The organism is Halorubellus sp. JP-L1, assembly GCF_011440375.1.
Classification (GTDB): Archaea; Halobacteriota; Halobacteria; order Halobacteriales; family Natrialbaceae; genus Halorubellus.
Window position 1 is genome coordinate 210,346 of the sequence record NZ_JAAOIR010000002.1, and the last position, 24,179, is coordinate 234,524.

Below are 24,179 nucleotides of genomic sequence, written 5' to 3' on the forward strand. Positions count from 1 at the left end.
TAAGAGTGTACCCGGTTTCGGCTCGTGCGACACACCCCGAGAGCGGGGGTCCTTCGGGCTCGAAACCGCCGTCAGCGGAGTGCGGCGATGAGGTCGCTGCCCTCGACGTACGGGATGCCTTCGCGGTCGGCGTACGCGCGAGCGTCGGTGGGTGCGGTGGCGCCGCCGGTGGCGTCGTCGAGCATCTCGCAGACGACGACGGCGGGTTCGACGTCGGCGGCGTCGGCGAGCGCGATCCCGAGTTCGGTGTGGCCCTCGCGTTGGGCGAGGAGGTCGGGGGCGGCCCGGAGGAGGTGGACGTGGCCGGGTGCGCGGAACTCGCCGGCGAAGTCGAAGGCGTCGCCGTTGCGGGCGCTGGCGGCGGCGTCGGCGAGGCGCGTGATGGTGAGTGCGCGGTCGTCGTCCGTGATGCCGGTGAACGTGTCGACGTGATTGACGGTGAGCGAGAACGACGAGCGGTCGTCGTAGTCGAGGTCGTGGTCGGCGGTGAGGGCGTGGTCGACGGCGTCCTGCGCGAACGGGAGGTCGTACGCTTCGGCGACGTCGTCGGCGAGTGCGACGCAGACGAGGCCGCCGGCGTCGTTGCGCATCCGGCGGACGGCGGCGGCGTCGACGCCGCTGGCGGGGTAGACGACGTCGGTCTCGCCTTCTCGGTCGGCGGCGTCGTGGATGCAGACGGGGTCGCCGCGGGCGAACGCGGCGACGGCGGCGTCGACCGAATCGAGCGCGCTCGCGTCGCCGTCCGTCGACTTCTCGGTGGGCGTCGCGGCGTGGTCGGTGTGCGTCATCTATTCGCCCTCCACGGTGACGGTGACGTGGTCGTCGTCGTCCAGTTCGAGGGCGTCCCTGAGTTTGTCGGGGGCGATGAGTTCGAGCTGGTCGTCGTCGTGGTGCGTGCGTTCGGGTGCGATGGTGTGTGCGTCCTCGTAGCGGTCGCCGTCGACGGTCTCGACGGTCGCGGGATAGCAGACGGCGGGGCCGTACGTGCGGTCGTCGTCCTCCCAGCCGTCGATGGGGACGGGGTCCATCGCGTCGAGCGCGCTCCGGCGGCGGACGCTCGCGTCGGTGAGGTCGACGTTGAGCGTGCCGGGGAACGGCTCGTAGTCGAGCCGCTCGACGAACTGCGCCATGTAGCCCGAGAGCGTGACGTAGTGGCGTCCTTCGCCCATGCCGCTCGTGACGCGCCCCTCGAGGTCGACGCGCTGGCGGCTCTCGAAGACGCTCCGGTAGTCCTCGTACTCGCTGCGGAGGCCGCGTTCGCCGGCGTCGGTGACGGCGACCCACTGGCCGTCGCTGACGGTCTCGCGAGCCACCCAGCCCGCGGTCTCGAGGCGCTGGAGGCGCCGGGAGGCGGTCTGCGTCGAGGCGTCGAGGCGGTCTGCGAGGGCCGAACAGGACGTCTTGACCTCGCCGGCGAGGGCGCCGTCCATCGCGAGGAGTTTCGCGACGGCGACCTCGTCGTGCCCGACGTCGGACGTGGTCTCTTGCATACCTGCCGGTTGACACCCGGCGCGGATAAGCATACCGGACCCGGTACGCATAACAGAAATGTTATGCTCTGTCACGGTCGCGTGACGCGACCGAAGGAACGAGAAGCGAGTTGGGAGTTTGGACGACGGCGGCATAAGCGCGTCGGTCCCCACCACGCCTGCCGCCGACGTACCCTAGGGCCTCACGACTCGATGGCCCTCTAGACGCCTGCGAGCGGGTCGTCCGTCCAGAACTCGCTTCCCTTCTCCAGCTTCGGAACCCACGTATCCGAGTCCTCCGCGAGCAACGCGACGCGGGACTGCGGGACGTCCGCGAGGTGGTCGTGCTCGGGCATGTGTGCCATGACGTCCTCGGAGAACGCCAGCACGTCCTCGTGGTCCGGCATCGCCTCCCGCTCCAGTCGCCCCCGCGAGTGCCCGACGTGCATGTACGCCTTCAGCTCCACGAAGTCCGGCTTCGCGCGCCGATAGAACGCCGCGTACCAGTCCGGGCTGTGCATGTTCTCGCCGTTCACGAGCGTCGTCCGCAGCACCGTCCTGGTCTCGTCCTTCGCCGCGAGCACGTCCATCGTGTCGACGAGGCGCTCCCACGCGTCGTCGTCGACCGCCTTCACCGTCGAGTCGAACGTCGCCCGCTCGGGCGCGTCCACCGACACGTAGAGTTGCGTCGGGTCGCACCGCTCGAGCATCTCGGGCTTCGTCCCGTTGCTCACGAGGAAGGTAGTGATGTCGCGGTCGTGGAACTCCTCGATGAGTTCGGGCAGATAGGGGTACAGCGTCGGCTCGCCGTCGAGCGAGATGGCGACGTGCCGGGGCTCCATCGCCTGCTCGAACACGTCCCGTGGCACGTTCTCGTTCCCGCCGTACCCCGAGAGGAGTTTGCGCTGGAGTTCTATCGTCGCATCCGCCACCGCCGCCGGGTCGTCCCACTCCACGTCCCCGAGTTCGTACGCGTGCCCGGCGTGATCGCGCCAGCAGAACACGCACCGCTCGTTGCACTTCACGACCGGCGTCATCTGCATGCACCGATGGGACTCGATCCCGTAGAACGCGTACTTGTAGCACTTCCCCTCGCCCTCGAGTGCGTTCTTCGTCCACCCACACGTCTGCGCGGCCGTGTGATTCACGCTATGGTAGTCCGGATCCGACACCTGCATCGGCCCACCGGACTCCTCGCTATCGCTCATACGAACTCACTCGCCGCCCAGCACGGAAAAACACGCGGTGTCCACATGCGCCCCACCATTCCCCCCGCCGTCACCCCAACTCGTCAACACCCCGGCATCGCAGAAACGGCGCGCTCCAGCGCGCCGTCTGCCCGATCAGGTCAGTTCGTCCACGTCCTGTAGCTCCACGAACAGCTGGTCGAGGACCGCGTCCGACTCGAACCCCACGTTCATCGCCGCCACCCCGGCGTCCACCATCCACTGCTGGAAGTCCGCCGACAGCACGTCCACGTCCGACTCGAACAACACGTACAACCGCGATGGCTCCCCGTCGATCGGCGAATCCACGTACTCCGTCTCCGCCACCTCACCCATTTCCATCACCGCATGCAACACCGCGTGATCGTTCTCGTCCAGAGCCATACACTACCACACGGCCAGCCCCCACAAACCATTACTGGACCCCACACCGACAGCCACGCCAGTTCGCGGAATCGATCAGAAACAGTCCAGGAGCGGAAACGAACTCCAGTCGCAACAAGTGGCTCCCTGATTCGATTCTCTCCGTCAGTACTTCTCCTCACTCGGGATGGTCACAGCCGACGCTGGCGCGTCGACTGTTCGCGTAGTCGTTCGGAGAAGGTCCAGGGGCGAGAATCGAACCCGCGTCTCAGCCTCCACAAGGCTGAAGGATAGTCCACTACCCTACCCCGGACACGTTGCAGTCTGAGATACGATTCCTGTGATGGATATACGTTACGACTCGCCGCGGCTGCGTCGGTTGGTCGCACACCGACTCGCCGCGATTCCACCACGCACTCGGGCACGGTCGAGCGACGCATCCCGACCAGACCGCACCGCAGCCACGGCCTCCCCAGCCGACTGCGCGCCTCGGCCTGCGGCCTCGGTGCTCGTCCTTCGTGAGAGCTTGCTCTCACGTGCTCCCGCTCGGCAGGCTCACGGGAACCTCGCACGGTATCGACGCGACGGTGCTCGCCGTCGCTCGCACCGTCGTGACACCGCGCGCCAGCCGGCGGTCGAACGCGACACGCCACCCACTAGCCGGGCCGCGCGAAGCGCGCGCGGAACTGCGCGCGCTTCGCGCAGGGGGAGGGCAGGGCGCGGTGCGGTCGCGGAAGCGGTGGGTGGGACTGAAAGGGGCGGCGCGGTCGGGCGGCGTCGCGAAGTAAGCACCGCAGCGAAGCGAGGAGCACAGCGAGCGAGGGCGCCCGACCGCGCCGGGGCTTTCTGGTCGTTCGCGGTGCGGTGGTCGGAGAGGTGAGAGCGTGGAGCGTTCTGAGCGTTGGCGGTGGCTCTGACAGTCACGAACCGGTGTGGTCGCGATGCTAGCCGGCGTGGGGTGTGGTATCGTGAACGCGAACGATTTTTCTTCGCGCGGACGGTATCACGTCGTAATAGTGGCGATCACGGACAAGATCTACGTCAAGAACCACCGGCAGTTGTCGTCGCAGCTCGACACGAACATCCCGAAGGGGGCGTTCAAGGGGGCGACGCTGGACATCCTCTTCCAGGGCGGTGGGTTGGAGAAGCTCGACGAGGCGACTCGGGATCGGGTGCTGGACTTCGCGAGCGACTTCCTCGATTGTGCGTGTGACAACAATCCCTACTGTGGGCACCCCGAGCGGAAGTTCATCACGTACCTCCTGGAACTGCGTGCGCAAGGCCTCGGGCCGAGCGCGATCGTGGACGTGATGAGTGACGACTACATGCTGTACGCGTACGAGGGCGACATTCTCTCCTTCCTCGACCAGAGCGTGCGCACGCTCGAAGCCGCCGAAGAACTCGCGTCCGTCGACGGCCGCGACGACGCCCGCGACCGCATGCGATCCGCCAAACGAAACCTCTCCGGGTAGAAGCAGCCCGCCAGTTCAGCCGGTCGATCCATCCACGACAGTCACGTCAGTTGACGTACGGTGTCTCGTCGTCGTCCTCTTCGCCGTCGCCGCCGTCGAGTTCGTCGAGGTGGATGACGTCCTCGCCGGGGTCTTCTTCGACTTGCTCGCGGAGCTTCGTCACGTACTGCTTGTACTCGTCGAGCTGGTCGCGGAGGTGGTCGGCCTCGAGTTCCAGGCGCTCGTGCTCGCGCACGAAGCTCTTCGGGACCGTGACCTTCGGCGGCCACTCCTCGTCGCCGGCTTCGCTCTCGTCGACTTCGTGCTCGGGGACGACCGCGACCTGGCCGTCGTGCGCGACGAGCATGTCGACGTAGTCCCGGAACACCGCCGAGAGCGAGATGTCGCGCTCCTCGGCGATGTCCTGGAGCGTCTCGAACGCGTCCTCGTTCACGCGGAACGAGATCGTCTTGTTCTTGTTCCCCATCGTTCAGGAGAACTATCTCGCTCACGCACTTAAGTATTTGTCAGACGCTCGCACGGACCGCGTGCGTCCGAAAGAGAACCGCGTCCTGCCCGGCTGGCCGGCGGCGAACGGAGTCGGTACCGGCCGACGTCGAACGGAGTCGGTACCGGCCGGCGTCGAACGGAGTCGGTACCGGCCGGCGTCGGTCAGGCCGTCGCTTCCGGCTCCGCGTCCTCGACGTCGCCGGCGATCGACTCGAGCGCCTCGACGACCTCGCGCCGGTACGTCTCGACGGCGGTATCGTACTCGTCGCGAGCCATCCCGCCGTACTCGTTCGTCTCGTCCTCGAACGCCTCGATCCGGTCGAGCGTGCGTTCGGCGGTCTCGACGATCCAGCGCTCGCGCGACGTCTCGTCGCTCGCCGAGATGGACTCGGGTCGCAGCGAGACGTTCACGTTCCCGTCGTCGGTCTCGAACGTCGACGGCTTCCCGACCACCGCGACGTACTCCGGCGCCTCGGCGTCCCGGAGGAACGCGGTCGCCTCGGGCTGGTACTGGCCCGCGTACACGAAGAAGGTCCCCGTCGGACCGACCACGCGACCACGCCAGTACTCGGACTCGTCACCGATGTCCTCGGTCTCCGTCAGGGTGCCGACGACGAACACGCGATTCGCGCGATCGCCCGTGGGGAGGAGCGCGAAGTTCGGCGCTCGCTCGTCGTCGGACTCCTTGAACGTGAACGTTGCGTCGTTGAACTCGCGTGCGAAGACGCGCTTGGCGACTTCGCGAGTGGGTGCCTGACTCATGTCACATCGACCTCGCGCGGATCAGCGCGGGCGCTGGATCGACCGGTTCGGTGAGTGCCTCGACGTCGTCCGCGAGCACGTACCGACCGAACGTCGGCCCGCTCACGCGGTAGTACGTCCCGATGACGAGGTCGCGGATCTCGTCCGCGACGACGGTCGTGTCGAGCGCGTCCATCGCCATGTCCTTCGCTTCCTCGAGCGAGATGTCGGTGATGGCTTCGGTCGTCTCCTTGTCGAAGATGACCTCGTGCGCGTCGACGCCGTCGTCGACGACGCCCTTGATGCGGAGGTCGAACTCGCCCTCGACCTCGCCGTGCTCGTTGCAGCGGCCGTTCTGGAGGACGCGCGTGCAGTCGTCCTCGGGGCAGCGCTTGATGAGTCCGCTCCCGGACTGCATCGCGACGAGCGCGCCCTCGACGGTCGTCGAGTCGTCGCCGACCTCGAGGTCGGTGTCGAGTTTCTCGATGGTGGTCGTCCGGTTCAGCTTCACGGAGTACGAGCCCTCGTACTCGTCGGTAACGAGGTTCCCGAGGTCGTACACTGCGCCCTCCTCCAATTTGGGGAGGTCGCTGGACGCGAACGCGGTGAACTTGATGGTGCCGGACTCGTCGCCGAGCAGGCCGACTTGGGCGACCGCGTCGCTGCGGGGGTCCCAGAGGTCGACGACCTTCGCGGTGACGTCGATCCATCGTTCGTCCTCCTCGACGTCGGCGACCTGGACGTGGTCGTTCGAGCCGCCGGCGCCGCCGCCACCGAGCGCGTCGCGCTCCATGCCGGCTTCGTCGAGGTAGTGACTCGTCACCGAGCGCCGTGCCTCGTCGAGCGGCACTTTGTACTCGCCGACGAGCGTCTGGAGGCGCTCCTCGACGGCGTCGACGCTGACGTCGATGTGGTCCGAGAACTGTTCGTGTATGTCTTCGGCGTGGTCTCGCAGATCGCTCATTGTGGGTTCCTGTCTCCGCGTGTGTTTCGTGGGAGACGTATCGACGTTCGCGCCCGATAGTATTTAAACTGTCGTGAGCGGAGTGGAAGTGAAACCGCGCCCGTGCTCCTGGACGCACACGTAACTACATTTATACGAATATATCCAGTGGCGTGGCGTGCATGAGACAAGAAAAGATATTTAATCTAATAGCTTGACGGCTTATTCATGTCCTCCATCGGTATTGATGCAGTCGAGATCTGGAGTGGAAAGCTCGAACTCGAACTCACGACCACCTTCGCCGACGAGAAGGGAGACGACCCCGAGAAGTACGCGGACGGACTCGGACTGCACGCCAGTTCCCTCCCGGACGCGTACGAGGACATCGTGACCATGGGCGCGAACGCCGCTCACCGGCTCATGGAACGGGAGGGGATCACGCCCGACGACGTCGGCCGGATCGACGTGGCGACGGAGTCGAGTTTCGACAACTCGAAACCGGTCTCGACGTACATCGCGGGGTGTCTCGAGGAGGTGTACGACGGTGACTTCCATCACGCGAACAAGGGCGAGCGGAAGTTCGCGTGCATCGCGGGCACGCAGAGCCTCGACGACGCGTACAACTGGATTCGTGCGGGTCGCAACCGCGGACGGGCCGCACTGGTCGTCGCGACCGACACGGCCCTCTACGAGCGCGGCGACCCCGGGGAGGCGACCCAGGGTGCGGGCGCCATCGCGATGCTCGTCGACGAGGATCCCTCGCTGGTGGAACTCTCGGCAGCGCAGGGGTACGGGAGCGCGGACGAGACGGACTTCCTGAAGCCCAACCAGCAGTTCCCGAGCGTCGACGGGAAGCGCTCCGTGCAGGTCTACCTCGACCGCATGCTCGAGGCCGGACAGCAACTCGAGGCGCAGACGGCGTCGGTCCATCCGACGGACTTCGCGTACATTCCCTTCCACACGCCGTTCCCGGGCATGGTCCGGAAGGTGGCGCTGCTGGGCTTCCGGCACACCGTCCGTGGGACGGAGATGGAGGACGCGCTCGCCGACGACATCGGGTTCCAGCCCCGCGAGGCCGAGTTCGACGACCGAGATGCCTACGAGACGGCCATCCGAGAGTACATGGACGAGCTCCGGGAGACCGACGCGTACGAGGCGTGGTACGCCGATCGCATCGAACCGACGCTCGCGCTCTCGCGCGAGGTGGGGAACTGGTACACGGGCTCCGTCCACGTCGCCCGGGTGAGCGCACTCCTCGACGCACATTCGGCGGGCGAGGACCTCGCCGGTGACCGACTGCTCGTCGGATCCTACGGGAGTGGCGCACAGGCGGAGATGCACGCCGAGACCGTGATGGACGGGTGGCAGGACGCGATCCGCGAGGTAACAATCGACGACCAGATCGCGAACCGATACGAGCTCTCCTTCGACGAGTACGAGTCGATCCACGACGTTCACAACTACGAAAAGGACGTTCCTCGGACTCGATTCACGACGCCGTCGGCGGAGTTCGTCTTCGACGGGTGGGGGCCGATGGGCGAACGCCAGTACCGATTCGTCGAGTGACCGCCGCTCGGGTGGTTCGCTCCGGGCGACTCTCGCCCCCCCCACGTCCTTGCAGTCGTGACAGGAGGCATCGTCCGCATCCCGTCTCACTTCACTAAATACTACATTACGAATATATAAGTATTTAAATTATGGCTTGAAAGGGGCTTCTAGGCATGCTCCCTCCCGCGCTCCGTCCGCGACATTCGATGAAGTTCGGGCGGCTTGTCCTCGGAAATATCTCAGTATCACTCGGCTGGTGGTTCTCCTTCGTGACGCTCAGCAGCCGATTCGTCTTCGAAGACGGCATCAGCGCGCTCCCCGTCGCCGGCATCACGATCATCGGTCTCCTCCCGACCGTCGTCGTGAGTCCGCTCTCCGGAGTACTCGCGGATCGCGTCGACCGGCGGCAGTTGATGGTCGTGACGCAGGTACTCAGCGCAGTCGTCGCCGCCAGCTTCCTCGTGCTCGAGTCGTTGCCGACGCTGTACCTCGCGTTCTTCTGTCTCGCGTTGTTCGCGGAAGTGTTCAAGCCAGCGCAGCGCGCGATGGTGACCGAGCTCGTCGCGAGTTCGCGCCTCCTCAGGGCCAACGTCGTCCTCAAACTCACCTCGATGGTCGCCCCCGGGATCGCTGGCGTCGCGCTCGCTGCGTTCTCCCGCGAACTCTTGCTCGGGACCGTGGCCGCGCTCTACGTTGGGACGGCGATCGTCCTCCTCGGACTACCGACGTCGACCGTCGATGCGGACCCGTCGACGCGGTTCTCCGCAGGATTCCTGAACGGCCTCCGACAGTTCTCGACCGCACCCGTCTTGCTGCTGGTCACCGCAGTCAGCACCCTCGGGTACGGGACCATCGACGCGTACAAGACGCTCCTGCCGCTGTACGTCAGAGACGTCCTCCTGTTGGACCAGGCCACGTACGGCGTCCTGACCGCGGTGACGTCGTTCGGCGCGGTCGCGGGCGGACTCGCGATGTCGCACTACGAGGAGTCGATCACGGAGACGGTCGCACTCACGCTGACGCTCCCCGTCGCTGGCGCGAGCTTCCTGGCGCTCGTCGTCGCCCAGACGCTTCCCGTGGCGGTCGCCGCGAGCGCGGTCCTCGGCATCGCCGTCGCCATCGTCGTCTCGTGCGGGACGACCGTCGTCCAGCGGTACGGCGGCACGGAGTTCACCGGGCGACTCATCGGGCTCTACCGGAGCATCAACAAGATCGGGCAGATAGTCGCGATGGCGGTGATGGGTGCACTGAGTAGCGCCACCGGCATCGCGAGGCTGTTCTTCGGGGCCGGGACCGTCCTCGTCGCCACCGGACTGGTCGCACTCGTCGTCATCTACCGCCAGCAGGGAGTGTTCGACGTCGATTCAGCCGTCACCCAGAACGCCGACTGACGACCTCAGACGACCCGCTCGACGGCGAACGCGGCGAACGCCTCCAGGTCCGCCATCGGTTCCGTCCGCAGGTCGAGTCCCTCGAGGTGACTACGGGCTCGGTCGCCGAACCGGATGGCCTGGTCGCGGGCGTACTCGACGCTCCCCGTCTCCCGCAGCACCGCGAGCGCGTCGGCGACGTCGTCGCGGTCCGGGTCGTCGTCGGCCAGCACCTCGCGGAGACGGCGTTCGTCGGCCGAATCCGCCTGCTCCAGCGCCGCGATCGTCAACAACGTCACCTTCCCTTCCTTGATGTCGTTCCCGAACTCCTTCCCGAAGGACCCGCCGTGCTCGGCGGCCGTCTCGACGTCGAGGACGTCGTCGCTGATCTGGAACGCGACGGCGACGTCCGTCGCGTACGCGCGGAGCGCCTCGCGGACGGCAGGCGGCTGGTTCGTGACGATTGCGGGAACGTCCGTCGAGAGCCGCGCGAGACTTCCCGTCTTCCGAGCGCTCATCTCCAGGTAGCTCGCCGGCGCCACCTCGGGGCGAGGCGACGAGTGCCAGTGGACGTCCATCCCTTGACCGACGTGGAGACTCATGAGTTCGGCCGTCAGGCGTCGGTAGAGTTCGCACTGGGTCGCCGAGTCCAGGTCGGTCGCGGTCCGTTCGAGGAGGCGGAACGGGAGGAAGTAGAGGGCGTTGCCGGCGTTGAGGGCAACGTCCCGTCCGTACTCGCGGTGGATCGTCGGACCGCCACGCCGTAGCGCGGCTTCGTCCTCGACGTCGTCGACCAGGAGCGAGCCGTTGTGAACGAGTTCCGGGATGCAAGCGTAGTCGAGGTGCGCTCTCGGTTCGGCGTCGAGCGCCTCGAAGCAGACGGCGGCGAGCACCGCGCGCCAGCGCTTCCCGCCACGATCCAGGAGGTCCCAGACGGGGTCGGCGAGGGTCTCCTGGACGGCCGTCACGTCGTACTGCTCGCGGGCCGGGCCGATCCATTCCCGGAGGCACTCGTCGGTCACTGTGGGGGGAAGCACCGTTTCCAGTCGGTCGTCGATGGGTTCGCGCCATCGCTCGATTGGGGACCACATACTGAGTGGGATATATTTTGGACCCTACTCTCCTTAAATCATTTCATACTATCTGGAATTTCGGTCCGCAGAAGCGTTCTAGTCGTTCGGTTTCGACGAATCTGCGAGCTGGCAATTCGAGGCCTCGGGGGACACCGACGTCGGCCCGTCTGTGGCCCGAACCGGCGACGAATCTGGCCGCACCAACGTACCTTAGTGGCTCGCGCCGCTACGATGGGACACCAATGCGAGCGCTCGTCTTCGAGGGGTGCCCGCGGTGAGCGACGACACAGACGACTCTGTCGGGCAGTTCATCCGCAAGACGCTCCGGTCGGCAGGCCGCCAGTACGCCAGGACCCGCGAGAGTTTCGCGACCGGGAAGCAGGTGAGCAAGCTTCCCCGCGACGAACACGGACGTGCGCGCATCGTCTGCCGCCTGCACGCAGAGAAGCGTGCAGTGGCGCTGGACGAGAACGGCGCCCCCGCCTGTTTCGATCCGGACCGCGTGGACTGCCAGGGCTGTCTCGAGGACATCGAGGACGGGCGGATAGAGACGTGGTGACGACGGTCGCGTGCGTGCTCGCCGGCGGCACCGGAACCCGGCTGTACCCGGCGAGTCGGAGCGACCGCCCGAAGCAGTTCCTCTCGCTCGACGGCGACCGGTCGCTCCTCGCCGAGACCGTCGATCGCGTCGCGTTCGCGGACGAGACGGTCGTCCTCACCGGCGACGCGCACGCCGACCACGTTCGCGAGCACGCCCCCGGCGCCGACGTGTTCGTCGAACCCACTCCGAAGGACACGGGGCCGGCGCTCGCGTACGCCGCCCGGCGCGTCCGCGAGACGTTCGGCGACTGCGTATTGCTCAGCGTACCCGCGGACCACCACGTCGACGGCGACTTCGCGGCAGCCGCAAGGCACGCGGCCGCGGTCGCGGTCGAGACCGAGGGGCTCGTGACGATGGGCGTCGAGCCGACGCGGGACGCGACCGGATATGGATACGTCGAGCCGACGGCGTTCGAGCCGCTCGCAGGAGACGCGGACGCGACCGACGGGACCGACGCGACCGAAGCGACCGACGCGACCGACGGGACCGAAGCGAATGACGCGACCGGCGAGTACGCGCCGGTCGCGGCGTTCCGCGAGAAGCCCGACCGCGAGACCGCCCGTCAACTCCGCGACCTTGGCTGTCTCTGGAACGCGGGCATCTTCGCGTGGACGCCCGACGCGTTCCTCCGCGAGTGCCGGGGGACGCCGCTCGAATCGCTCGCGGACGACGAGCTCGCCCTCGACGCGGCGTTCGACGCCGCGCCCGCGGTGAGCGTCGACTACGCCGTCCTCGAACGCACGGACAGCGCGTACGTCGTCCCCGCCGCGTTCGAGTGGGACGACCTCGGGTCGTGGGACGCCCTCGGCCGCATCCTCGACGGCGACGACGCCGGGAACGCCGTCCTCGCGACCGAAGGAGGCTCCGACGCTGGTGACTCCGGCGACGCGGTCCTCGTCGACACGGAGGACGCGGTCGTCGCGACCGACGACAAGCACGTCTCGGTCGTCGAAGGCGACGGCCTCGTCGTCGCGGCGTTCGACGACCGCGTGCTCGTCGTCCCTCGCGAGTCCAGCCAGCGCGTCCGCGCGGTCGTCGCCGAACTCCGCGAGCGCGGGCTGTTCTGACTAGCTCCGGAGGCTCCCGCCGTCGACGGGGACGCTCACGCCGGTGACGTAGCTCGCGCGGTCGCTGGCGAGGAACGCGACGACGTCCCCGAGCTCTTCGGGGTCGCCGATGCGGCCGAGCGGGACGTCCTCGCCCCACGCCGCCAGGCCTTCCTCGTAGTCGTCGTACTCGCCGCGGTCGACGGCGTCCTCGACGAGTTCCGTGATGCGGCTCGTCTCGTGTGCGCCGGGGAGGACGGCGTTCGCGCGGACGCTCGGCGCGAACTCGTGGGATACGGACTTCACAAGTCCGACGACGGCTCTGCGGACGGCGTTCGAGAGCACGAGGTCGTCGATGACCTCGCGGACGCTCCGCGACGTGATCGCGGTCCACGTCCCCGCGCCGCTGTCCTCGAGGTGCGGGTGGGCTTCGCGGACGGTCCAGACGGCACTCATGACGAGCGTGTCGTACGCGCCGTACCAGTCGCGGTCCTCGACGTCGTGGAAGCTACCGGACGGCGGTCCGCCAGCGGACGTGACGAGGTGGTCGAGGCCGCCGAACGCGTCGACGGTGTCCTCGACGAGCGCCGAGACGTCGTGGGGGTCGGTCAGGTCGGTCTGGACGGCGAGGACGCGCCCGTCGCCGACGGACTCGAGCGCCGCCTCAGCGGCCGCGAGCCGTTCGGCGTCCCGGCCGCAGATCGCGACGTCGGCGTCCTCGCGAGCGAACGACTGCGCGCTCGCGAACCCGAGACCAGCAGAACTCGCGGTCACCAGTGCTACGTCGTCGGCAAGGTGCAGGTCCATGTTCACGCAGACGACGGGAACCAACTAATACGATTGGCCCGCTGCAAGGAGTGCGACGAGCGAGCGACGAAGTGGGGCGAGCGACGGACCGGCGGAGAGGGAAGAACCGGCGGAGAGGGAGGAATCGGCGGAGAGCGACGAATGGGTTGACGCGTGAAGAATCGGTGGACGCGCGACGGGGACGGCGTGGACTGTCCAGGTCGATGCCGCTTCGGGAGCGAGCGTCAGTTCCCCCAGAAGTTCTCGCGGCTCCCGAGTCGTTCGCGGTCGACGCGGCGCCCGCCGCTGTCGTCGCTGTCGTCGTCCTCGTCGGCATCGACCTCGTCGGCATCGGCCTCCTCGGGACCCATCTCGGCGTCGGAGTCGCCCTCGGCCTCTTCCTCGAGGGGGAGTCGTTCCAGTTCGTCGGCGCGAGCGTGGTTCGAGTGGACGTTCGTCACCTTCACGCGGGCGCGAGCGTCGGGGAGGACGCCGTCGACCATCACGATGAAGCCGTCCTCGGTACGGCCGACGCCGGCGCCGCTCTCGTGGATGTCCGTCACCTCGACGACGATCTCCTCGCCGGGCTTGACGGGCTGGGTCTTCAGGTCCGAGATCGGCTGGTCGTAGTCAGAACACCACTCCATCCCACTTCGGTCGCCGTAGGACTGGCACCCCATCCCTTCGATCTGCTCTGTGAACCGCGGGCAATCGTCCGCCAGTGGACAGTCCGGCATGGAGTGCTGTTGCGCCCCGTAGGCCTAAACGCTTGCGTTGGGTCGGTACCGCCGCGGGAGCGAACGCGCATCGCTGCCGTCGGCCGTCCCCGGGTTCTCCGCGGCCGCGGCACCCCTCGCGGCCCTGGCGGAGAAGCTACGCGCGGCTCTGGCGGGGAGGCTATGCGTGCGGCTGGCTGGACTGTCGGCCTCGGTCGTCTGCTGCGGTCGAGGCGCCGATACCTCTTTCCTGCGTGCGCGGGTGGGTTCGCGTATGCCCCTGACGACCGTCGAAGCGCGCTCGAACGACCCGGGCGAGCGCGCGTACCTCGACGCGCTCGAATCGTACGCCGCGGACCTCGACGTCTCGGTCGCGTCCCGGACGGCGACCGTCGACGGCGACCGCATCCACTACCTCGAAGCGGGCGACGGCCCACCACTGCTCTGCCTGCACGGCATCTCGACGAGCGCGGCGACGTGGCTCCCGCTGTTCGAGGCGCTCGCCGAGGAGTTCCGCGTCGTCGCACCCGACCGCCCCGGCCGCGGGCTGTCCGAACCAACGGAGTACGCGGACGTGGACTTCCGCGAGTACGGCGTCGCGTACGTCACCGGCCTCATGGACGCGCTCGACGTCGACTCGACGCGACTCCTCGGGAGCTCCCTCGGCGGCATGCAGTCGCTGCACCTCCAGGTCGACCACCCCGAGCGCGTCGACCGGACGTGCCTCGTCGGCGCCCCCGGCGGACTCTCCCGGAAGATTCCGTGGCTGTTCCGACTCACGTACGTCCCGAAGATCGGACCGTGGCTGTTCCGGCGGAACGTCGCCGACAGCGTCGACGAGGCGCGCGAGGGCTGGCAGCAGGTGAACCTCGAGGACGACAGCGCGCTCTCCGACGCGCTCCTCGAGGTCGAACTCGCCGCAGAGAACGTCCCCGGGAACACCGACAGCCTCGTCTCCCTGAACTACCACGCCGGCACCCTCCGCGGTGGGATGCTGGAGAAGTTCATCGTCCGCGACGAACTCGCGTCGAGCGCCGTCCCGACGCGGTTCGTCTGGGGGACCGAGGACTTCTTCTGGCCGCCGAGCGTCGGCCGCCCCGTCGTCGCCTCCATGCCGAACGCGGACATGATCGCGCTCACCGACCACGGCCACACGCCGTGGCTCGAACCGACCACGAAGGCGCGGGACGCCGTCCTCGAGTTCCTCGTCGACTGAGGCCGCCCCGAACCCCGCCAGGAGAGCGGCCCATGGAGCCGTCGCCCGCGCGGAGCGGTTAAGCGCTCGCGGACCGTATTTGGCCCATGCTTCCCCGCCTGCGGCTCGCGCCGTCGACGCTGTTCGTCGCCGGAGTCGTCCTCCTCGTCGTCGCCACCGGGCTCGCCGTCGGCGCTGTCCGCTTCGAGTTCGCGTACGTCGGCGTCACCGCGAACGTCGCTGGCGTGGACTGGGTCGTCGCGTACGCCGACCTGACGCCGACCGACCGCGCGCTCGTCCGCGCCGCCATCGACGGCGACCCGTACGTCACCGACAGCATCGGCGCACTCCCCGGCCCCGGCCGCGGCTCCATCGCGGTCTTCTACGACGGCGCCTACCACGAGTTCGCGCGCCGCACGTACGTCGCCCCGCTCTCCACCTTCGGTCTCGCGTCGCTCTCGACCGCTACCGCCGGCGTCGCCGTCATCGTCGCCGCGTTCCGGGGCCGCAACCGCCGCCCGAACTACCTCGCACACGCGCAGTGATGGCCACCGACGCGCCGTGACGACCGTGGACGCGTCGCTACGAACGCAGGATGCAGGACCGCGAAAAGAGCCGGACCCGCCGGCTTACGCGAGCGGCGTGCGTTCGACGACGGTTCCGCTCAGGCGAGCGGCGTGCGTTCGACGACGGTTCCGCTCAGGCGAGCGGCGTGCGTTCGACGACGGTGCCGTTCACCGTCGGGTACTGCTCGACGAGTTCGCCGTCGTCGACGTCGCCCTCCTCGACCATCTCCTCCAGGAGCCACCACGCCACCTCGACGTGATCGCTCTTGACCGTGTAGTACTCGTCGGGGACGCCGAGTGCCTGTAGGCGCTCGGGTTCGACGGTCGTCTTCCCGTACACGAGCGTGCCGTCGTCGGTCACCTCGTCGAACTCCCGGCGGATGTTGCGGGCCATCCGCTTCAGGCGCCGGCGGTGCTGGGCGGCGTCCTTGAACACGCTGGTACAGAAGTACACCTTCTCGTGGTCGCCCATCACGTCCAGGATCTCCTCGCGGGACCCCTCGACGGCGCTCATGTGGCCGTCCTTCAGTTCGAAGCCCTCCTCCTGCATGCGGCGGTAGTTCCCGTCGCTCATCTCGAACTCGTTGACGTTGCAGAAGTCCGCGGCGCCCTCGTCCAAAAAGTCGAGGAACTCGGGCTCTGGGTAGATGCCGGGGATCTCGAACGCCGGCGTCAATCCCTCCTCGCGAGCGACGTGGAGGATCTCCTCCCACTCGGTGCCGTGCATGTCGCCCCAGAGTTCGACGGGCGGATGGAATCGAATCTCGTCGAGTCCGGCTTCGCTCAGGCGACGCATGTTCTCGCGGCCGCCCGTGATGCCCGTGTAGAGGTGCGTGTGGTGGTCCTCGCCGAACTCGTCCTTGAGCAGCGAGAGGTAGTGGCACGTGCGGTCCATCGCTTCCTGGGGTTCCCCGCCCGTGATGGAGGTGCCGAGGGCGTCCATGCGCTTTGCTTCCTGGATGACGTCCTCGTCTTCCTCGACGAGGCGCTCGTTCGCGTACACGTCCGTGACGTTCTTCCGGTTCTCGCCGAGCGGACAGTAGAAGCAGTCGCGCTGGTCGCAGTAGCCGTAGACGAACATCACCATCTTGCCGCCCTTGGCGCACTGCTCGCAGCCCTTCGATATCATTCGTTGTCCCTAGCAACCGCGTGCAGCGGGAAAAAGCGTACGAATCGCGGACGCGTGCGTTCGCGGCGGTGGGGTCGCGGCGCCGCTCAGTCGGCCGCCTGCCCGCCGTCGACGGGTATCGTGTGCCCGGTGACGTACGAGGCGTCCGCCGAGCAGAGGAACGCGACCGCGCCCGCCATCTCCTCGGGGTCGGCGATCCGGTCCATCGGCACGTCGCGCATCGCCGACGTGTCGAAGTCGGCGCGCATCGTGCGAACGACGAGCCGAAGCGTCCGGTAGGCCGACCGGAGTCGGCCCAGGAGCGACGACGACCCGGTCGTGCCGCCGAGCATCCCCGACTGGATGTTCGTCTTCGTCGGTCCCGGAGCGATCCCGTTCACGCGGACTCCTCGCTCCGCGTACTCGAGCGCGACGGACTTCGTGAGTCCGACGACGCCGTGCTTGCTCGCGGAGTAACTGGAGAGGCCGCCCATCCCGACGAGGCCCGCCTCGGACGCGGTGTTGACGATGGCACCGTGGCCCTGTGCCTCCATCACGGGGAGTTCGGCCTTCATGCAGGCCCAGATTCCCTTGAGGTTGACGTCGATTATCCGATCCCAGTCGGACTCGGTGATCCCCGTCGTCTCCACGAAGTCGGTGAGGATGCCGGCGTTGTTGTGCGCGAAGTCCAGGCTGCCGTACGTCTCGACCGCGGTTTCGACCATCCGTTCGACGGACGCGAGATCCGAGACGTCGACTGTAACGAACGTCGCGTCTCCGCCGGCGGCCTCTATCTGGGCGACCGTCTCGCGCCCGGCGTCCTCGGCGACGTCCGCGACGACGACGTTCGCGCCTTCCTCCGCGAATCGATGGGCGGACGCGCGTCCGATGCCCGACCCGGCGCCGGTCACGAGCGCGGTCCTCCCAGCTATCCCGTTCATGCGTACTATCAGGACGCGGTCTGGACTTGTAGAGCTACTGCCGGAACCGGCCGTCGCTGGCGGCGCTCGCTCGTCGCCGAGCCCTTTTGTGTCGGTTTCCCTAACAGTCGGGTATGCAGGCGAACGAGGTGGACCCGCAGGCGATGGCGGCGGTCGAACGCCAGCAGCGTCTCCCGATGCCGCACAGTCGAGGGGGCGTGAAGCTCCTGCGACTGGTCAGTGCGGCGGCGATGTGGGTCCAGAACCGGGACGTGCCGAGCGTCGGCGCGACGCGCGACCTGACGATTCCGGGGCCCGCCGGTGGCCTGGACGCTCGCCTCTACCGCCCCGACGCCGAGGAGTCGGTCCCGACGGTCGTCTTCTTCCACGGCGGCGGGTACGTGCTGGGGAGCATCGAGACCCACGAGTGGCTCTGTCGGCATCTCACGCGGGAGAGCGGGTGTTCCGTCCTTTCCGTCGACTACCGACTCGCGCCCGAGCACCCGTTCCCGGCGGCGGTCGAGGACGCGTACGCCGCCGTGGAGTGGACGGCAGCGCACCCCGATGCAGTCGGCGGGGACGACCGCTTCGCGGTCGCGGGCGACTCCGCGGGCGGGAACCTCGCCGCCGTCGCCGCGCTCGTGGCCGCCGAGCGCGACGGTCCCGACATCGCCTACCAGGCGCTCCTCTACCCGAGCGTCGGCGTCGAGGCCGACCAGGCGTCGATGCGCGAGCACACCGGTCTCGTCCTCTCCGAGGCGGACGTCGAGTGGTTCCGCGAGTGCTACTTCGAGAGCGAGATGCACGAACGGAACCCGTACGCGGACCCGACGAACGCCTGCGACGTCTCCGGCGTCCCACCCGCGACGGTCGTCACCGCCGGGTTCGACCCGCTCCGCGACGGCGGGCGGGCGTACGCGCAGCGACTCGTCGACGACGGCGTCCCCACTCGCTACGTGAACTATCCGTCGATGGTCCACGGGTTCATTACGTTCCGCGAGGTGGACCGCGCCCGCACCGCCATCCGGCACGTCGCCGACGACCTCGCGGACGCGCTCGAACCCGCAGAGAGCGAGTGAGAGCTACCTCAGTCCGGGAGCCACTGTGAGGTGCGTCAGTCGAGTAGCGTCGCGGCGTCGACGACGGTCGCGAACTCGCCGTTCAGGTGAGCGAGCGCGGCGCGGTGGGATTCGTCGGCGACGAGGACGTCGCCGTCGTGGGTTTCGCGGTCGTACGCGGCGGTGGCGTCGGCGACGACGGCGACGTCGAACCCCCGGTTCTCCGCCATCCGGGTGGTCGTCGAGACGCAGTGGTCGGTCGTCAGGCCGGCGAGGACGAGGCGGTCGACGCCGCGCGATTCGAGCCACGGCTGGAGGTCGGTGTCGACGAACGCGCCGTTGACGGACTTGTGGAACACGGGCTCGCCGACCGTCGGCTCCGCTTCGGGCTTGAACGCGTTCCCGGGGGCGTCCGGGCGGAGCGGCGACTCCGGCTCCGTCGAGTCGTGCTTGACGTGCACGACCGGCCAGCCGCGACGGCGCCACGCCGATAGCAGGTCCGCAATGCGGGCCTCGGCGTCGGGGTTGTTCCGGTCGCCCCACGCCGGGTCGTCGAACCCCTCCTGGACGTCGACGAGGACGAGCGCGGCGTCCTGGACGGCGAACGGTCGCGTCCCGTCCGCGGCTGCGTCCCGACTCATGCGTCCGCCTCCGCCTCCGCGACCGCATCCGGGTCGACGTCGAGCGGGCAGGCGTCGTCGGCGTACGTCTCCTCGCCCGTCGGGAGCAGGTACTGCTTCCACTCGTGGCTGTCGTCGTCCTCCCAGTCGCCGATGTGGGGGTGCGGGCCGGTGCCGTCGTAGCCCGCGATGCGCTCGTGGATCTGGTCGCGAGCGCGCTGGCCGGCGTCGGTGTCGCCCGTGATGCCCGCGAAGACGGCTCGCGGCTGGAACGTCACCTCGAGGCCGACGCCGTTGTACCGGCTCGCGCGTTCGTCGTAGAACGGCGCCGCGCCCGTGACGAACATCGGTTCGCCCCCGCAACAGAACTCGAACTGGGGATGCGCCGGGTCCGTCGGGATGTCGGCCGGCCACGGCGCGTCGTCGGCGTCGTGGAGGGACTGGAGGACGCCCCAGAACGCCTCCCGGTACTCGCGTTCGCCCCACGCCGCCGGGTCACTGGGCGGCTCGAACAGCGTCACGAGCGACGTGCGCGGGCCGTGCATCCGGAACGTCGCCAGGTACGCCGCGAGGACGTCCGCGAGCGCGTCCAGCGCGTCCGGCGCGAACGCACCCGGCTCTGTGGGATTCGGGACGAACGCGTACAGCGCGCCGCCGTTTTGCTGGGCGTCGACCCCGAAGTGACACGGGAACGCGGTCCCGTCGCGGTCACCGAGCAGCTTCTCGTCGAAGGCCTCGTACTGGCGGCACGCCCACGCCGGCAGCGTCCCCTCGTCCACGCGTCGCTCCACTCGGTCCTGTTCGTACAGGCGAACCACGTCGGTCCCCGCGAGCGCCTCCCGACCGCCCGTGACGCCGGTGCTCATGCAGCAACGTACGGGACCACGGGGCCATGAACGCGTCGGAAGTCAGCTGCCTGACGAGACCACCGCAGGCGCTCGAACTGTGGCGACTCCAGCGCTCGAACCGATCTACCGATGCGCCAACCAAAAACAGATAAACGCCGACGGCGAACGTTCCGACGATGCTGCTCGTGGTGTGCGTCGACCTGGACGACGACGTCGGTCGGAAGACCGAGGTGGAGACGCCGGTCGTCGGGCGTGACGCGGTCGAGGACGCCGCGGTGAAGCTCGCGACGGCGGACCCCGAGGACTCGGACGTGAACGTCCTCTTCCAGGGCGTGCACCTCGCCGACACCATCACGGACCAGCGCGTGGAGGTGGCGGCGGTGACGGGCAACGAGAAGGGCGACGTGCGCGCGAACCGCGCGGTCGGCGACGAGGTCGACGAGGTGCTCGCGGGGCTCGCGACGAGCGAGGAGGTGAAGGCGCTCATCGTCACGGACGGCGCGCAGGACGAGTCCGTCATCCCCGTCATCCGCTCTCGGGTGACCGTCGACGGCGTCCGCCGGGTCGTCGTCAGGCAAGCGCAGGACCTGGAGTCGATGTACTACACGCTCAAGCAGGTGATGAACGACCCCGAGACCCGCGGGACCATCCTCGTGCCGCTAGGCATCCTCCTCCTGATTTATCCGCTCGCGATCCTCGCGGACCTGCTCGAGCTACCCGGGGAGATCCTCGGGCTGTCCTCGGCCGCGATCGGGTTCTACGTCCTCGGGCGCGGCCTGGGCGTGGGCGAGAAGCTCGACGGCGCGGTCGACCGCGTCCGGTCGTCGCTGTACGCTGGCCGGATGACGATCCTGAGTTACGTCGTCGCCGCCGCCTTGCTGGGCGTCGGCGGCGTGACGGGCGTGGAGACGCTCGACCGCATCCGCGCGAGCACTGCGGGCGAACTCACCGCGGTGGAGGTGCTCGCCGCGCTCGTGTTCGGCGCCGTCCAGTGGTTCGCGGCCGCCGGCGTCACGACGAGCCTCGGCCAGATCACAGACGAGTACATCGCGGGCCGACTCGAGTGGCGGTACCTGAACGCGCCGTTCTACGTCGTCGCCATGGGCGCGGTCCTCTACGGCGTCAGCGCGTACTTCCTCGACGTCGTCTCGCTGTCGTTCCTCGCCGCGACGCTCCTCGGCGGCACGCTCCTCGGTGTCGCGTCGACGCTCGCGTTCGCGGTCGCGGAGACGCACTTCGGCGGCGACGGCGACGACGACCCCGAGCGCGTCGACCCCGCGAACTGACCGGCGGTCGTCCCTCGACGACGACGGGACTCGCTAGCTAAGATGACGCTGGGGCTCGCTAGCTAAGACGACGAGACTCGCTGGAGCGCCGCCTGCGTGTCGAGCGCGGCGTCGACCGCGCTGGCGGCTTTCTCGACGCGCTCGCGGGCCTCCGCGCCACTCAGTGCGGGGCCAAGGACGCCGAACCCGACGGGTGTCTCGCGGTCGAGCGCGACGCGGCCGAGGAGGCGAGCGGTCGCGTGCGCGACCACCCGGTCGTGGTCGGTGTCGCCGGTGACGACGACGCCGAGGACGGCGACAGCGTCGACGTCGTCCCGTCGCGCGAGCCTGTCCGCGACGACGGGCGCGTCGTACGCGCCCGGGACCGGGACGCGCTCGACGACCGTCCCGCCGCGTGCTTCGGCGCGTTCGACCGCGCTGGCGGCGATCTCGTCGGCGAGGTCCGGGTAGAACCGCGCGACCACGAGCGCGACCCGCGCTTCGGCGTCTTCGTCGCCGTCGTCGTCGTGGTCCTCGCGTTCTCTCACGTCCGCACCTCGCTGGCGCGGGCGGCGTAGCGCGCGAGGACGTCGGCCTCGAAGTGCACGCGGTCGCCGGCCCCCCGGTGCGAGAGCGTCGTTCGCTCGCGGGTCTCGGGGACGACCGCGACGGCGAAGGTGCCGGCGTCGTCGTCGACCGCGTCGACGGTGAGGCTCACGCCGTCGAGCGACACCGCGCCCTTCGGCGCGACGTGGACGGCGTGCCCGTCCGGGATCGCGACGTGGTACGTCCACGTGCCGTCCTCGCTCTCGCGCTCGATGCGCTCTACGGTCGTCGTGGCGTCGACCGTCCCCTTCGCGACGTGGCCGTCGAGCGCCTCGGCCATCGAGACGGGCGTCTCCAGGTTGACGGGGTCGCCTGCGCGGTCGACGAGTGCGGTGCAGGCGACGGTCTCGTCGGACGCGAACGACCGGAACCCCGCGTCCGTGATGGCTTCGACGGTGAGGCAGACGCCGTCGACCGCGACGCTGTCGCCCGGTTCGAGTCCGAGGTCTGGCGCGCCGACGCGGACGACGGCGCCGTCGTGGTACTCGTCGACCGTCTCGATGCGACCGGTGTGGCGGATGACGCCGGTGTACATGCATCGACAACAGCCCACCACTCACAAACACGTTATGGATTCCAGAAACGTGACGTTACCGATCGGTCGTGGATTCGCTGTCGGCGGACTGGACGCCGACCGACGCGAGCACGCGTTCGACGAACGCGGACTTCTCCGCGGTGTAGCGCTCGCGCTCGTCGCCGTGTGTCGACGCGAGGTCGCGCTTCAGCGCCGCGTACGCCTCCCGGAGCGCGTCGTCCGCCTCGAGCGCGTCCCGGAACGCCACCTGCTCGCGGAACGTCTCGCCGTCGACGGGTGTCACCGACACGTAGTGCGTGCGGCGCTCGGGCGGGCCGCGAGCGAAGAACAGCCGGTCTGGGACGTCGTCGGTCCCACGGAACGCGTACCCGAGGTCGCGGAGCGTCCCACGCTCGCGGTGTCGGCGAGCGACCGCGAGGTCCGGGACGCCGACCGCGACGTCCAGGATCGGCTTCGCGGGCAGCCCCTGAACCGCGGTCGACCCGACGTGCTCGACCGCCACCGCGTCCTCGCCGAGCGCAGCCTCGAGTCGCGCCGCCTCGCGCTCGAACGCAGTCACCCACGCCCCGCGGTACGGAACGAGCTCGACCGTCCCGCGCGCCAGCCCGAGCGAGTCCGGCGGCGTCGGCGCGTTCGACCACGGGCAGTCCTCCTCCTCGCCGTCGTCGATCCCGCCAGCATCCCCCGCGTCGTCCCGGTCAGTCATCGCTCGCGGACGACGACGAACCGCGCGAGGTCGCGGAGGTACTGGCCGGCCTCCGACCCGTCCGCGTCCACCGCCGCCAGCGCGTCCAGGGCCGCCTCCGACTCGGCCTCCGCGCGCGCCGTCGCCTCCTCGGGCGTCAACTCCGTCACCTGCACGACCGACGGCCGCTCCATCGCCTCGTCGTGCCCCGTCGGCTTCCCGAGGTCGTCCGCGTCAGCCGTCTCGTCCAGGACGTCGTCCCGGATCTGGAACGCCACGCCGACGCGCTCGGCGTACTCGCCGAGCTTCTCCACGGTGTAGGGGTCCGCGTCCGCCGCGACCGCCCCGAGCTCCGCCGCCGCACGGAACAGCGCGCCCGTCTTCCGGCGCGCAAGCTCCATGTACTCGTCCTCGTTCGCCGGCATCGCCGCCACCTCCGTCGCCTCGCCCTCGCCGAGTTCCACCATCGCCTCCGCGACCACCTGCGTCGCCTGCGGGTCCTGACTGAAGAGCGCGAACGCCTCCCCGAGCAAGCCGTCGCTCGCCACGATCGCCGGCCCGTGGCCGTACTCCGTCCACGCCGACGCCGTCCCCCGCCGCAGGTCGGACTTGTCGATGATGTCGTCCACGACCAGCGACGCGTTGTGCACGAGCTCGATCCCGACGCCGTAGTCGACCGCGTCCTCGGCCGTCCCGCCCGCCGCCTCGCACGCGAGCACCGTGACGACCGGCCGGACGCGCTTCCCACCGGAGAGCGACACGTGCTCGACCTGCTCGCGGAGCGCCGCCGGCTCGACGTCCGACAGCACCTCCCGCAGACGGTCGTTCACGAGCCCCTGACGTCGCTCCAGAAACTCCATTGCCAGCGCGTAAGCGGGTGTCCGGCAAGTAGGTGACGGATTGTACGACGCGAAGACTGCGGCGACGCCC

The 24,179-nt window shown here is 68.8% G+C and carries 27 protein-coding genes and 1 tRNA gene; 9 read left to right on the forward strand and 19 right to left on the reverse strand.

Features of this window, described 5'->3' with window-relative positions; genetic code table 11:
• Positions 1-71 precede the first annotated feature (71 nt).
• The 5 genes from ribB to G9C85_RS09565 all read right to left on the reverse strand — a co-directional run bounded on the left by ribB (position 72) and on the right by G9C85_RS09565 (position 3,371).
• Positions 72-788: a 3,4-dihydroxy-2-butanone-4-phosphate synthase gene (gene ribB / locus G9C85_RS09545; protein ID WP_166039344.1), complete on the reverse strand. Its 717-nt coding sequence runs from the start codon at positions 786-788 to the stop codon at positions 72-74.
• Entirely contained in the window at positions 789-1,490 is a 702-nt protein-coding gene (locus tag G9C85_RS09550; RefSeq protein ID WP_166039346.1) for a DUF120 domain-containing protein, read from the reverse strand. It abuts the gene before it with no gap.
• Between the two features lie 200 nt (positions 1,491-1,690).
• Complete coding sequence (gene twy1 / locus G9C85_RS09555; protein WP_166039348.1) at positions 1,691-2,677, reverse strand: 4-demethylwyosine synthase TYW1; 987 nt, start codon at positions 2,675-2,677, stop codon at positions 1,691-1,693.
• A 135-nt stretch (positions 2,678-2,812) separates the two neighbouring features.
• Positions 2,813-3,079 carry a hypothetical protein gene (locus G9C85_RS09560; protein WP_166039349.1) on the reverse strand — a complete coding sequence of 89 codons (267 nt, stop codon included), beginning with the start codon at positions 3,077-3,079 and terminating at the stop codon, positions 2,813-2,815.
• 219 nt (positions 3,080-3,298) lie between these two features.
• Positions 3,299-3,371 (reverse strand) — tRNA-His (locus G9C85_RS09565).
• Positions 3,372-4,074: 703 nt separating this feature from the next.
• Between G9C85_RS09565 and G9C85_RS09570 the strand changes: the two genes are divergently transcribed.
• Positions 4,075-4,530: a DUF5814 domain-containing protein gene (locus G9C85_RS09570; RefSeq protein ID WP_166039352.1), complete on the forward strand. Its 456-nt coding sequence runs from the start codon at positions 4,075-4,077 to the stop codon at positions 4,528-4,530.
• Positions 4,531-4,576: 46 nt separating this feature from the next.
• Here the strand turns inward: G9C85_RS09570 and G9C85_RS09575 are convergent, their stop codons facing one another.
• From G9C85_RS09575 to G9C85_RS09585, 3 genes are all read right to left on the reverse strand, one after another.
• A complete protein-coding gene (locus G9C85_RS09575; RefSeq protein WP_166039355.1) occupies positions 4,577-4,996 on the reverse strand; it encodes a CopG family transcriptional regulator in 420 nt (139 codons plus the stop codon).
• 185 nt (positions 4,997-5,181) lie between these two features.
• Positions 5,182-5,781 (reverse strand): RPA family protein, encoded by a 600-nt coding sequence (locus G9C85_RS09580; protein ID WP_166039357.1) that lies wholly within the window; start codon positions 5,779-5,781, stop codon positions 5,182-5,184.
• 1 nt (position 5,782) lies between these two features.
• On the reverse strand, positions 5,783-6,724 hold the full coding sequence (locus G9C85_RS09585) for a replication factor A (RefSeq protein WP_166039360.1): 942 nt from the start codon (positions 6,722-6,724) through the stop codon (positions 5,783-5,785).
• Positions 6,725-6,931: 207 nt separating this feature from the next.
• Between G9C85_RS09585 and hmgB the strand changes: the two genes are divergently transcribed.
• Positions 6,932-8,269 (forward strand): hydroxymethylglutaryl-CoA synthase, encoded by a 1,338-nt coding sequence (hmgB, locus tag G9C85_RS09590; protein WP_166039362.1) that lies wholly within the window; start codon positions 6,932-6,934, stop codon positions 8,267-8,269.
• A 188-nt stretch (positions 8,270-8,457) separates the two neighbouring features.
• Positions 8,458-9,642: an MFS transporter gene (locus tag G9C85_RS09595; protein ID WP_166039364.1), complete on the forward strand. Its 1,185-nt coding sequence runs from the start codon at positions 8,458-8,460 to the stop codon at positions 9,640-9,642.
• A gap of 5 nt (positions 9,643-9,647) precedes the next feature.
• Here G9C85_RS09595 and G9C85_RS09600 read toward each other — a convergent pair whose 3' ends face one another.
• Complete coding sequence (locus G9C85_RS09600; RefSeq protein WP_166039366.1) at positions 9,648-10,712, reverse strand: polyprenyl synthetase family protein; 1,065 nt, start codon at positions 10,710-10,712, stop codon at positions 9,648-9,650.
• 256 nt (positions 10,713-10,968) lie between these two features.
• On the opposite strand from G9C85_RS09600, the gene G9C85_RS18880 reads away from it, so the two are divergent.
• Both G9C85_RS18880 and G9C85_RS09610 read left to right on the forward strand, forming a co-directional pair.
• Positions 10,969-11,253 (forward strand): hypothetical protein, encoded by a 285-nt coding sequence (locus G9C85_RS18880; RefSeq protein WP_166039368.1) that lies wholly within the window; start codon positions 10,969-10,971, stop codon positions 11,251-11,253.
• Positions 11,247-12,362 (forward strand): sugar phosphate nucleotidyltransferase, encoded by a 1,116-nt coding sequence (locus G9C85_RS09610; RefSeq protein ID WP_166039370.1) that lies wholly within the window; start codon positions 11,247-11,249, stop codon positions 12,360-12,362. Before G9C85_RS18880 ends, G9C85_RS09610 begins: the two co-directional genes overlap by 7 nt.
• Here G9C85_RS09610 and G9C85_RS09615 read toward each other — a convergent pair whose 3' ends face one another.
• Entirely contained in the window at positions 12,363-13,148 is a 786-nt protein-coding gene (locus G9C85_RS09615; RefSeq protein ID WP_166039372.1) for an SDR family oxidoreductase, read from the reverse strand. It abuts the gene before it with no gap.
• 224 nt (positions 13,149-13,372) lie between these two features.
• On the reverse strand, positions 13,373-13,864 hold the full coding sequence (locus tag G9C85_RS09620; RefSeq protein ID WP_166039374.1) for a TRAM domain-containing protein: 492 nt from the start codon (positions 13,862-13,864) through the stop codon (positions 13,373-13,375).
• A gap of 253 nt (positions 13,865-14,117) precedes the next feature.
• Here G9C85_RS09620 and G9C85_RS09625 point away from each other — a divergent pair, with 253 nt between their 5' ends.
• Positions 14,118-15,059: an alpha/beta fold hydrolase gene (locus tag G9C85_RS09625; RefSeq protein WP_166039376.1), complete on the forward strand. Its 942-nt coding sequence runs from the start codon at positions 14,118-14,120 to the stop codon at positions 15,057-15,059.
• 86 nt (positions 15,060-15,145) lie between these two features.
• Entirely contained in the window at positions 15,146-15,583 is a 438-nt protein-coding gene (locus G9C85_RS09630) for a hypothetical protein (RefSeq protein WP_166039378.1), read from the forward strand.
• Positions 15,584-15,737: 154 nt separating this feature from the next.
• Here G9C85_RS09630 and G9C85_RS09635 read toward each other — a convergent pair whose 3' ends face one another.
• Positions 15,738-16,733: a radical SAM protein gene (locus G9C85_RS09635; RefSeq protein WP_166039380.1), complete on the reverse strand. Its 996-nt coding sequence runs from the start codon at positions 16,731-16,733 to the stop codon at positions 15,738-15,740.
• 86 nt (positions 16,734-16,819) lie between these two features.
• Positions 16,820-17,653 carry an SDR family NAD(P)-dependent oxidoreductase gene (locus G9C85_RS09640; protein ID WP_166039383.1) on the reverse strand — a complete coding sequence of 278 codons (834 nt, stop codon included), beginning with the start codon at positions 17,651-17,653 and terminating at the stop codon, positions 16,820-16,822.
• 113 nt (positions 17,654-17,766) lie between these two features.
• On the opposite strand from G9C85_RS09640, the gene G9C85_RS09645 reads away from it, so the two are divergent.
• Entirely contained in the window at positions 17,767-18,711 is a 945-nt protein-coding gene (locus G9C85_RS09645) for an alpha/beta hydrolase (protein WP_166039385.1), read from the forward strand.
• A gap of 35 nt (positions 18,712-18,746) precedes the next feature.
• On the opposite strand, the gene G9C85_RS09650 is transcribed toward G9C85_RS09645, so the two are convergent.
• Entirely contained in the window at positions 18,747-19,331 is a 585-nt protein-coding gene (locus G9C85_RS09650; protein ID WP_166039387.1) for a cysteine hydrolase family protein, read from the reverse strand.
• Complete coding sequence (locus G9C85_RS09655) at positions 19,328-20,176, reverse strand: YqcI/YcgG family protein (RefSeq protein ID WP_166039390.1); 849 nt, start codon at positions 20,174-20,176, stop codon at positions 19,328-19,330. Before G9C85_RS09655 ends, G9C85_RS09650 begins: the two co-directional genes overlap by 4 nt.
• A gap of 158 nt (positions 20,177-20,334) precedes the next feature.
• On the opposite strand from G9C85_RS09655, the gene G9C85_RS09660 reads away from it, so the two are divergent.
• Complete coding sequence (locus G9C85_RS09660; RefSeq protein ID WP_166039392.1) at positions 20,335-21,444, forward strand: DUF373 family protein; 1,110 nt, start codon at positions 20,335-20,337, stop codon at positions 21,442-21,444.
• 62 nt (positions 21,445-21,506) lie between these two features.
• Here G9C85_RS09660 and ribH read toward each other — a convergent pair whose 3' ends face one another.
• The 4 genes from ribH to G9C85_RS09675 are packed head-to-tail and all read right to left on the reverse strand — an operon-like array spanning position 21,507 to position 24,109.
• Positions 21,507-21,971 (reverse strand): 6,7-dimethyl-8-ribityllumazine synthase, encoded by a 465-nt coding sequence (gene ribH, locus G9C85_RS18580; RefSeq protein WP_369680789.1) that lies wholly within the window; start codon positions 21,969-21,971, stop codon positions 21,507-21,509.
• Entirely contained in the window at positions 21,968-22,564 is a 597-nt protein-coding gene (locus G9C85_RS18585) for a riboflavin synthase (protein ID WP_193570690.1), read from the reverse strand. Before G9C85_RS18585 ends, ribH begins: the two co-directional genes overlap by 4 nt.
• 55 nt (positions 22,565-22,619) lie before the next feature.
• A complete protein-coding gene (locus G9C85_RS09670; protein ID WP_166039394.1) occupies positions 22,620-23,270 on the reverse strand; it encodes a GrpB family protein in 651 nt (216 codons plus the stop codon).
• Complete coding sequence (locus G9C85_RS09675; RefSeq protein WP_166039396.1) at positions 23,267-24,109, reverse strand: polyprenyl synthetase family protein; 843 nt, start codon at positions 24,107-24,109, stop codon at positions 23,267-23,269. The genes G9C85_RS09670 and G9C85_RS09675 overlap by 4 nt, the downstream gene beginning before the upstream one ends.
• Positions 24,110-24,179 lie beyond the last annotated feature (70 nt).

What these genes read in the sequence shown, in the direction of transcription:
- ribB (WP_166039344.1), bottom strand. Translation starts at nt 788, where the DNA reads ATGACGCACACCGACCACGCCGCGACGCCCACCGAGAAGTCGACGGAC.
- G9C85_RS09550 (WP_166039346.1), bottom strand. Translation starts at nt 1,490, where the DNA reads ATGCAAGAGACCACGTCCGACGTCGGGCACGACGAGGTCGCCGTCGCG.
- twy1 (WP_166039348.1), bottom strand. Translation starts at nt 2,677, where the DNA reads ATGAGCGATAGCGAGGAGTCCGGTGGGCCGATGCAGGTGTCGGATCCG.
- G9C85_RS09560 (WP_166039349.1), bottom strand. Translation starts at nt 3,079, where the DNA reads ATGGCTCTGGACGAGAACGATCACGCGGTGTTGCATGCGGTGATGGAA.
- G9C85_RS09575 (WP_166039355.1), bottom strand. Translation starts at nt 4,996, where the DNA reads ATGGGGAACAAGAACAAGACGATCTCGTTCCGCGTGAACGAGGACGCG.
- G9C85_RS09580 (WP_166039357.1), bottom strand. Translation starts at nt 5,781, where the DNA reads ATGAGTCAGGCACCCACTCGCGAAGTCGCCAAGCGCGTCTTCGCACGC.
- G9C85_RS09585 (WP_166039360.1), bottom strand. Translation starts at nt 6,724, where the DNA reads ATGAGCGATCTGCGAGACCACGCCGAAGACATACACGAACAGTTCTCG.
- hmgB (WP_166039362.1), top strand. Translation starts at nt 6,932, where the DNA reads ATGTCCTCCATCGGTATTGATGCAGTCGAGATCTGGAGTGGAAAGCTC.
- G9C85_RS09595 (WP_166039364.1), top strand. Translation starts at nt 8,458, where the DNA reads ATGAAGTTCGGGCGGCTTGTCCTCGGAAATATCTCAGTATCACTCGGC.
- G9C85_RS09600 (WP_166039366.1), bottom strand. Translation starts at nt 10,712, where the DNA reads ATGTGGTCCCCAATCGAGCGATGGCGCGAACCCATCGACGACCGACTG.
- G9C85_RS09615 (WP_166039372.1), bottom strand. Translation starts at nt 13,148, where the DNA reads ATGGACCTGCACCTTGCCGACGACGTAGCACTGGTGACCGCGAGTTCT.
- G9C85_RS09620 (WP_166039374.1), bottom strand. Translation starts at nt 13,864, where the DNA reads ATGCCGGACTGTCCACTGGCGGACGATTGCCCGCGGTTCACAGAGCAG.
- G9C85_RS09625 (WP_166039376.1), top strand. Translation starts at nt 14,118, where the DNA reads ATGCCCCTGACGACCGTCGAAGCGCGCTCGAACGACCCGGGCGAGCGC.
- G9C85_RS09630 (WP_166039378.1), top strand. Translation starts at nt 15,146, where the DNA reads ATGCTTCCCCGCCTGCGGCTCGCGCCGTCGACGCTGTTCGTCGCCGGA.
- G9C85_RS09635 (WP_166039380.1), bottom strand. Translation starts at nt 16,733, where the DNA reads ATGATATCGAAGGGCTGCGAGCAGTGCGCCAAGGGCGGCAAGATGGTG.
- G9C85_RS09640 (WP_166039383.1), bottom strand. Translation starts at nt 17,653, where the DNA reads ATGAACGGGATAGCTGGGAGGACCGCGCTCGTGACCGGCGCCGGGTCG.
- G9C85_RS09645 (WP_166039385.1), top strand. Translation starts at nt 17,767, where the DNA reads ATGCAGGCGAACGAGGTGGACCCGCAGGCGATGGCGGCGGTCGAACGC.
- G9C85_RS09650 (WP_166039387.1), bottom strand. Translation starts at nt 19,331, where the DNA reads ATGAGTCGGGACGCAGCCGCGGACGGGACGCGACCGTTCGCCGTCCAG.
- G9C85_RS09655 (WP_166039390.1), bottom strand. Translation starts at nt 20,176, where the DNA reads ATGAGCACCGGCGTCACGGGCGGTCGGGAGGCGCTCGCGGGGACCGAC.
- G9C85_RS09660 (WP_166039392.1), top strand. Translation starts at nt 20,335, where the DNA reads ATGCTGCTCGTGGTGTGCGTCGACCTGGACGACGACGTCGGTCGGAAG.
- G9C85_RS18585 (WP_193570690.1), bottom strand. Translation starts at nt 22,564, where the DNA reads ATGTACACCGGCGTCATCCGCCACACCGGTCGCATCGAGACGGTCGAC.
- G9C85_RS09670 (WP_166039394.1), bottom strand. Translation starts at nt 23,270, where the DNA reads ATGACTGACCGGGACGACGCGGGGGATGCTGGCGGGATCGACGACGGC.
- G9C85_RS09675 (WP_166039396.1), bottom strand. Translation starts at nt 24,109, where the DNA reads ATGGAGTTTCTGGAGCGACGTCAGGGGCTCGTGAACGACCGTCTGCGG.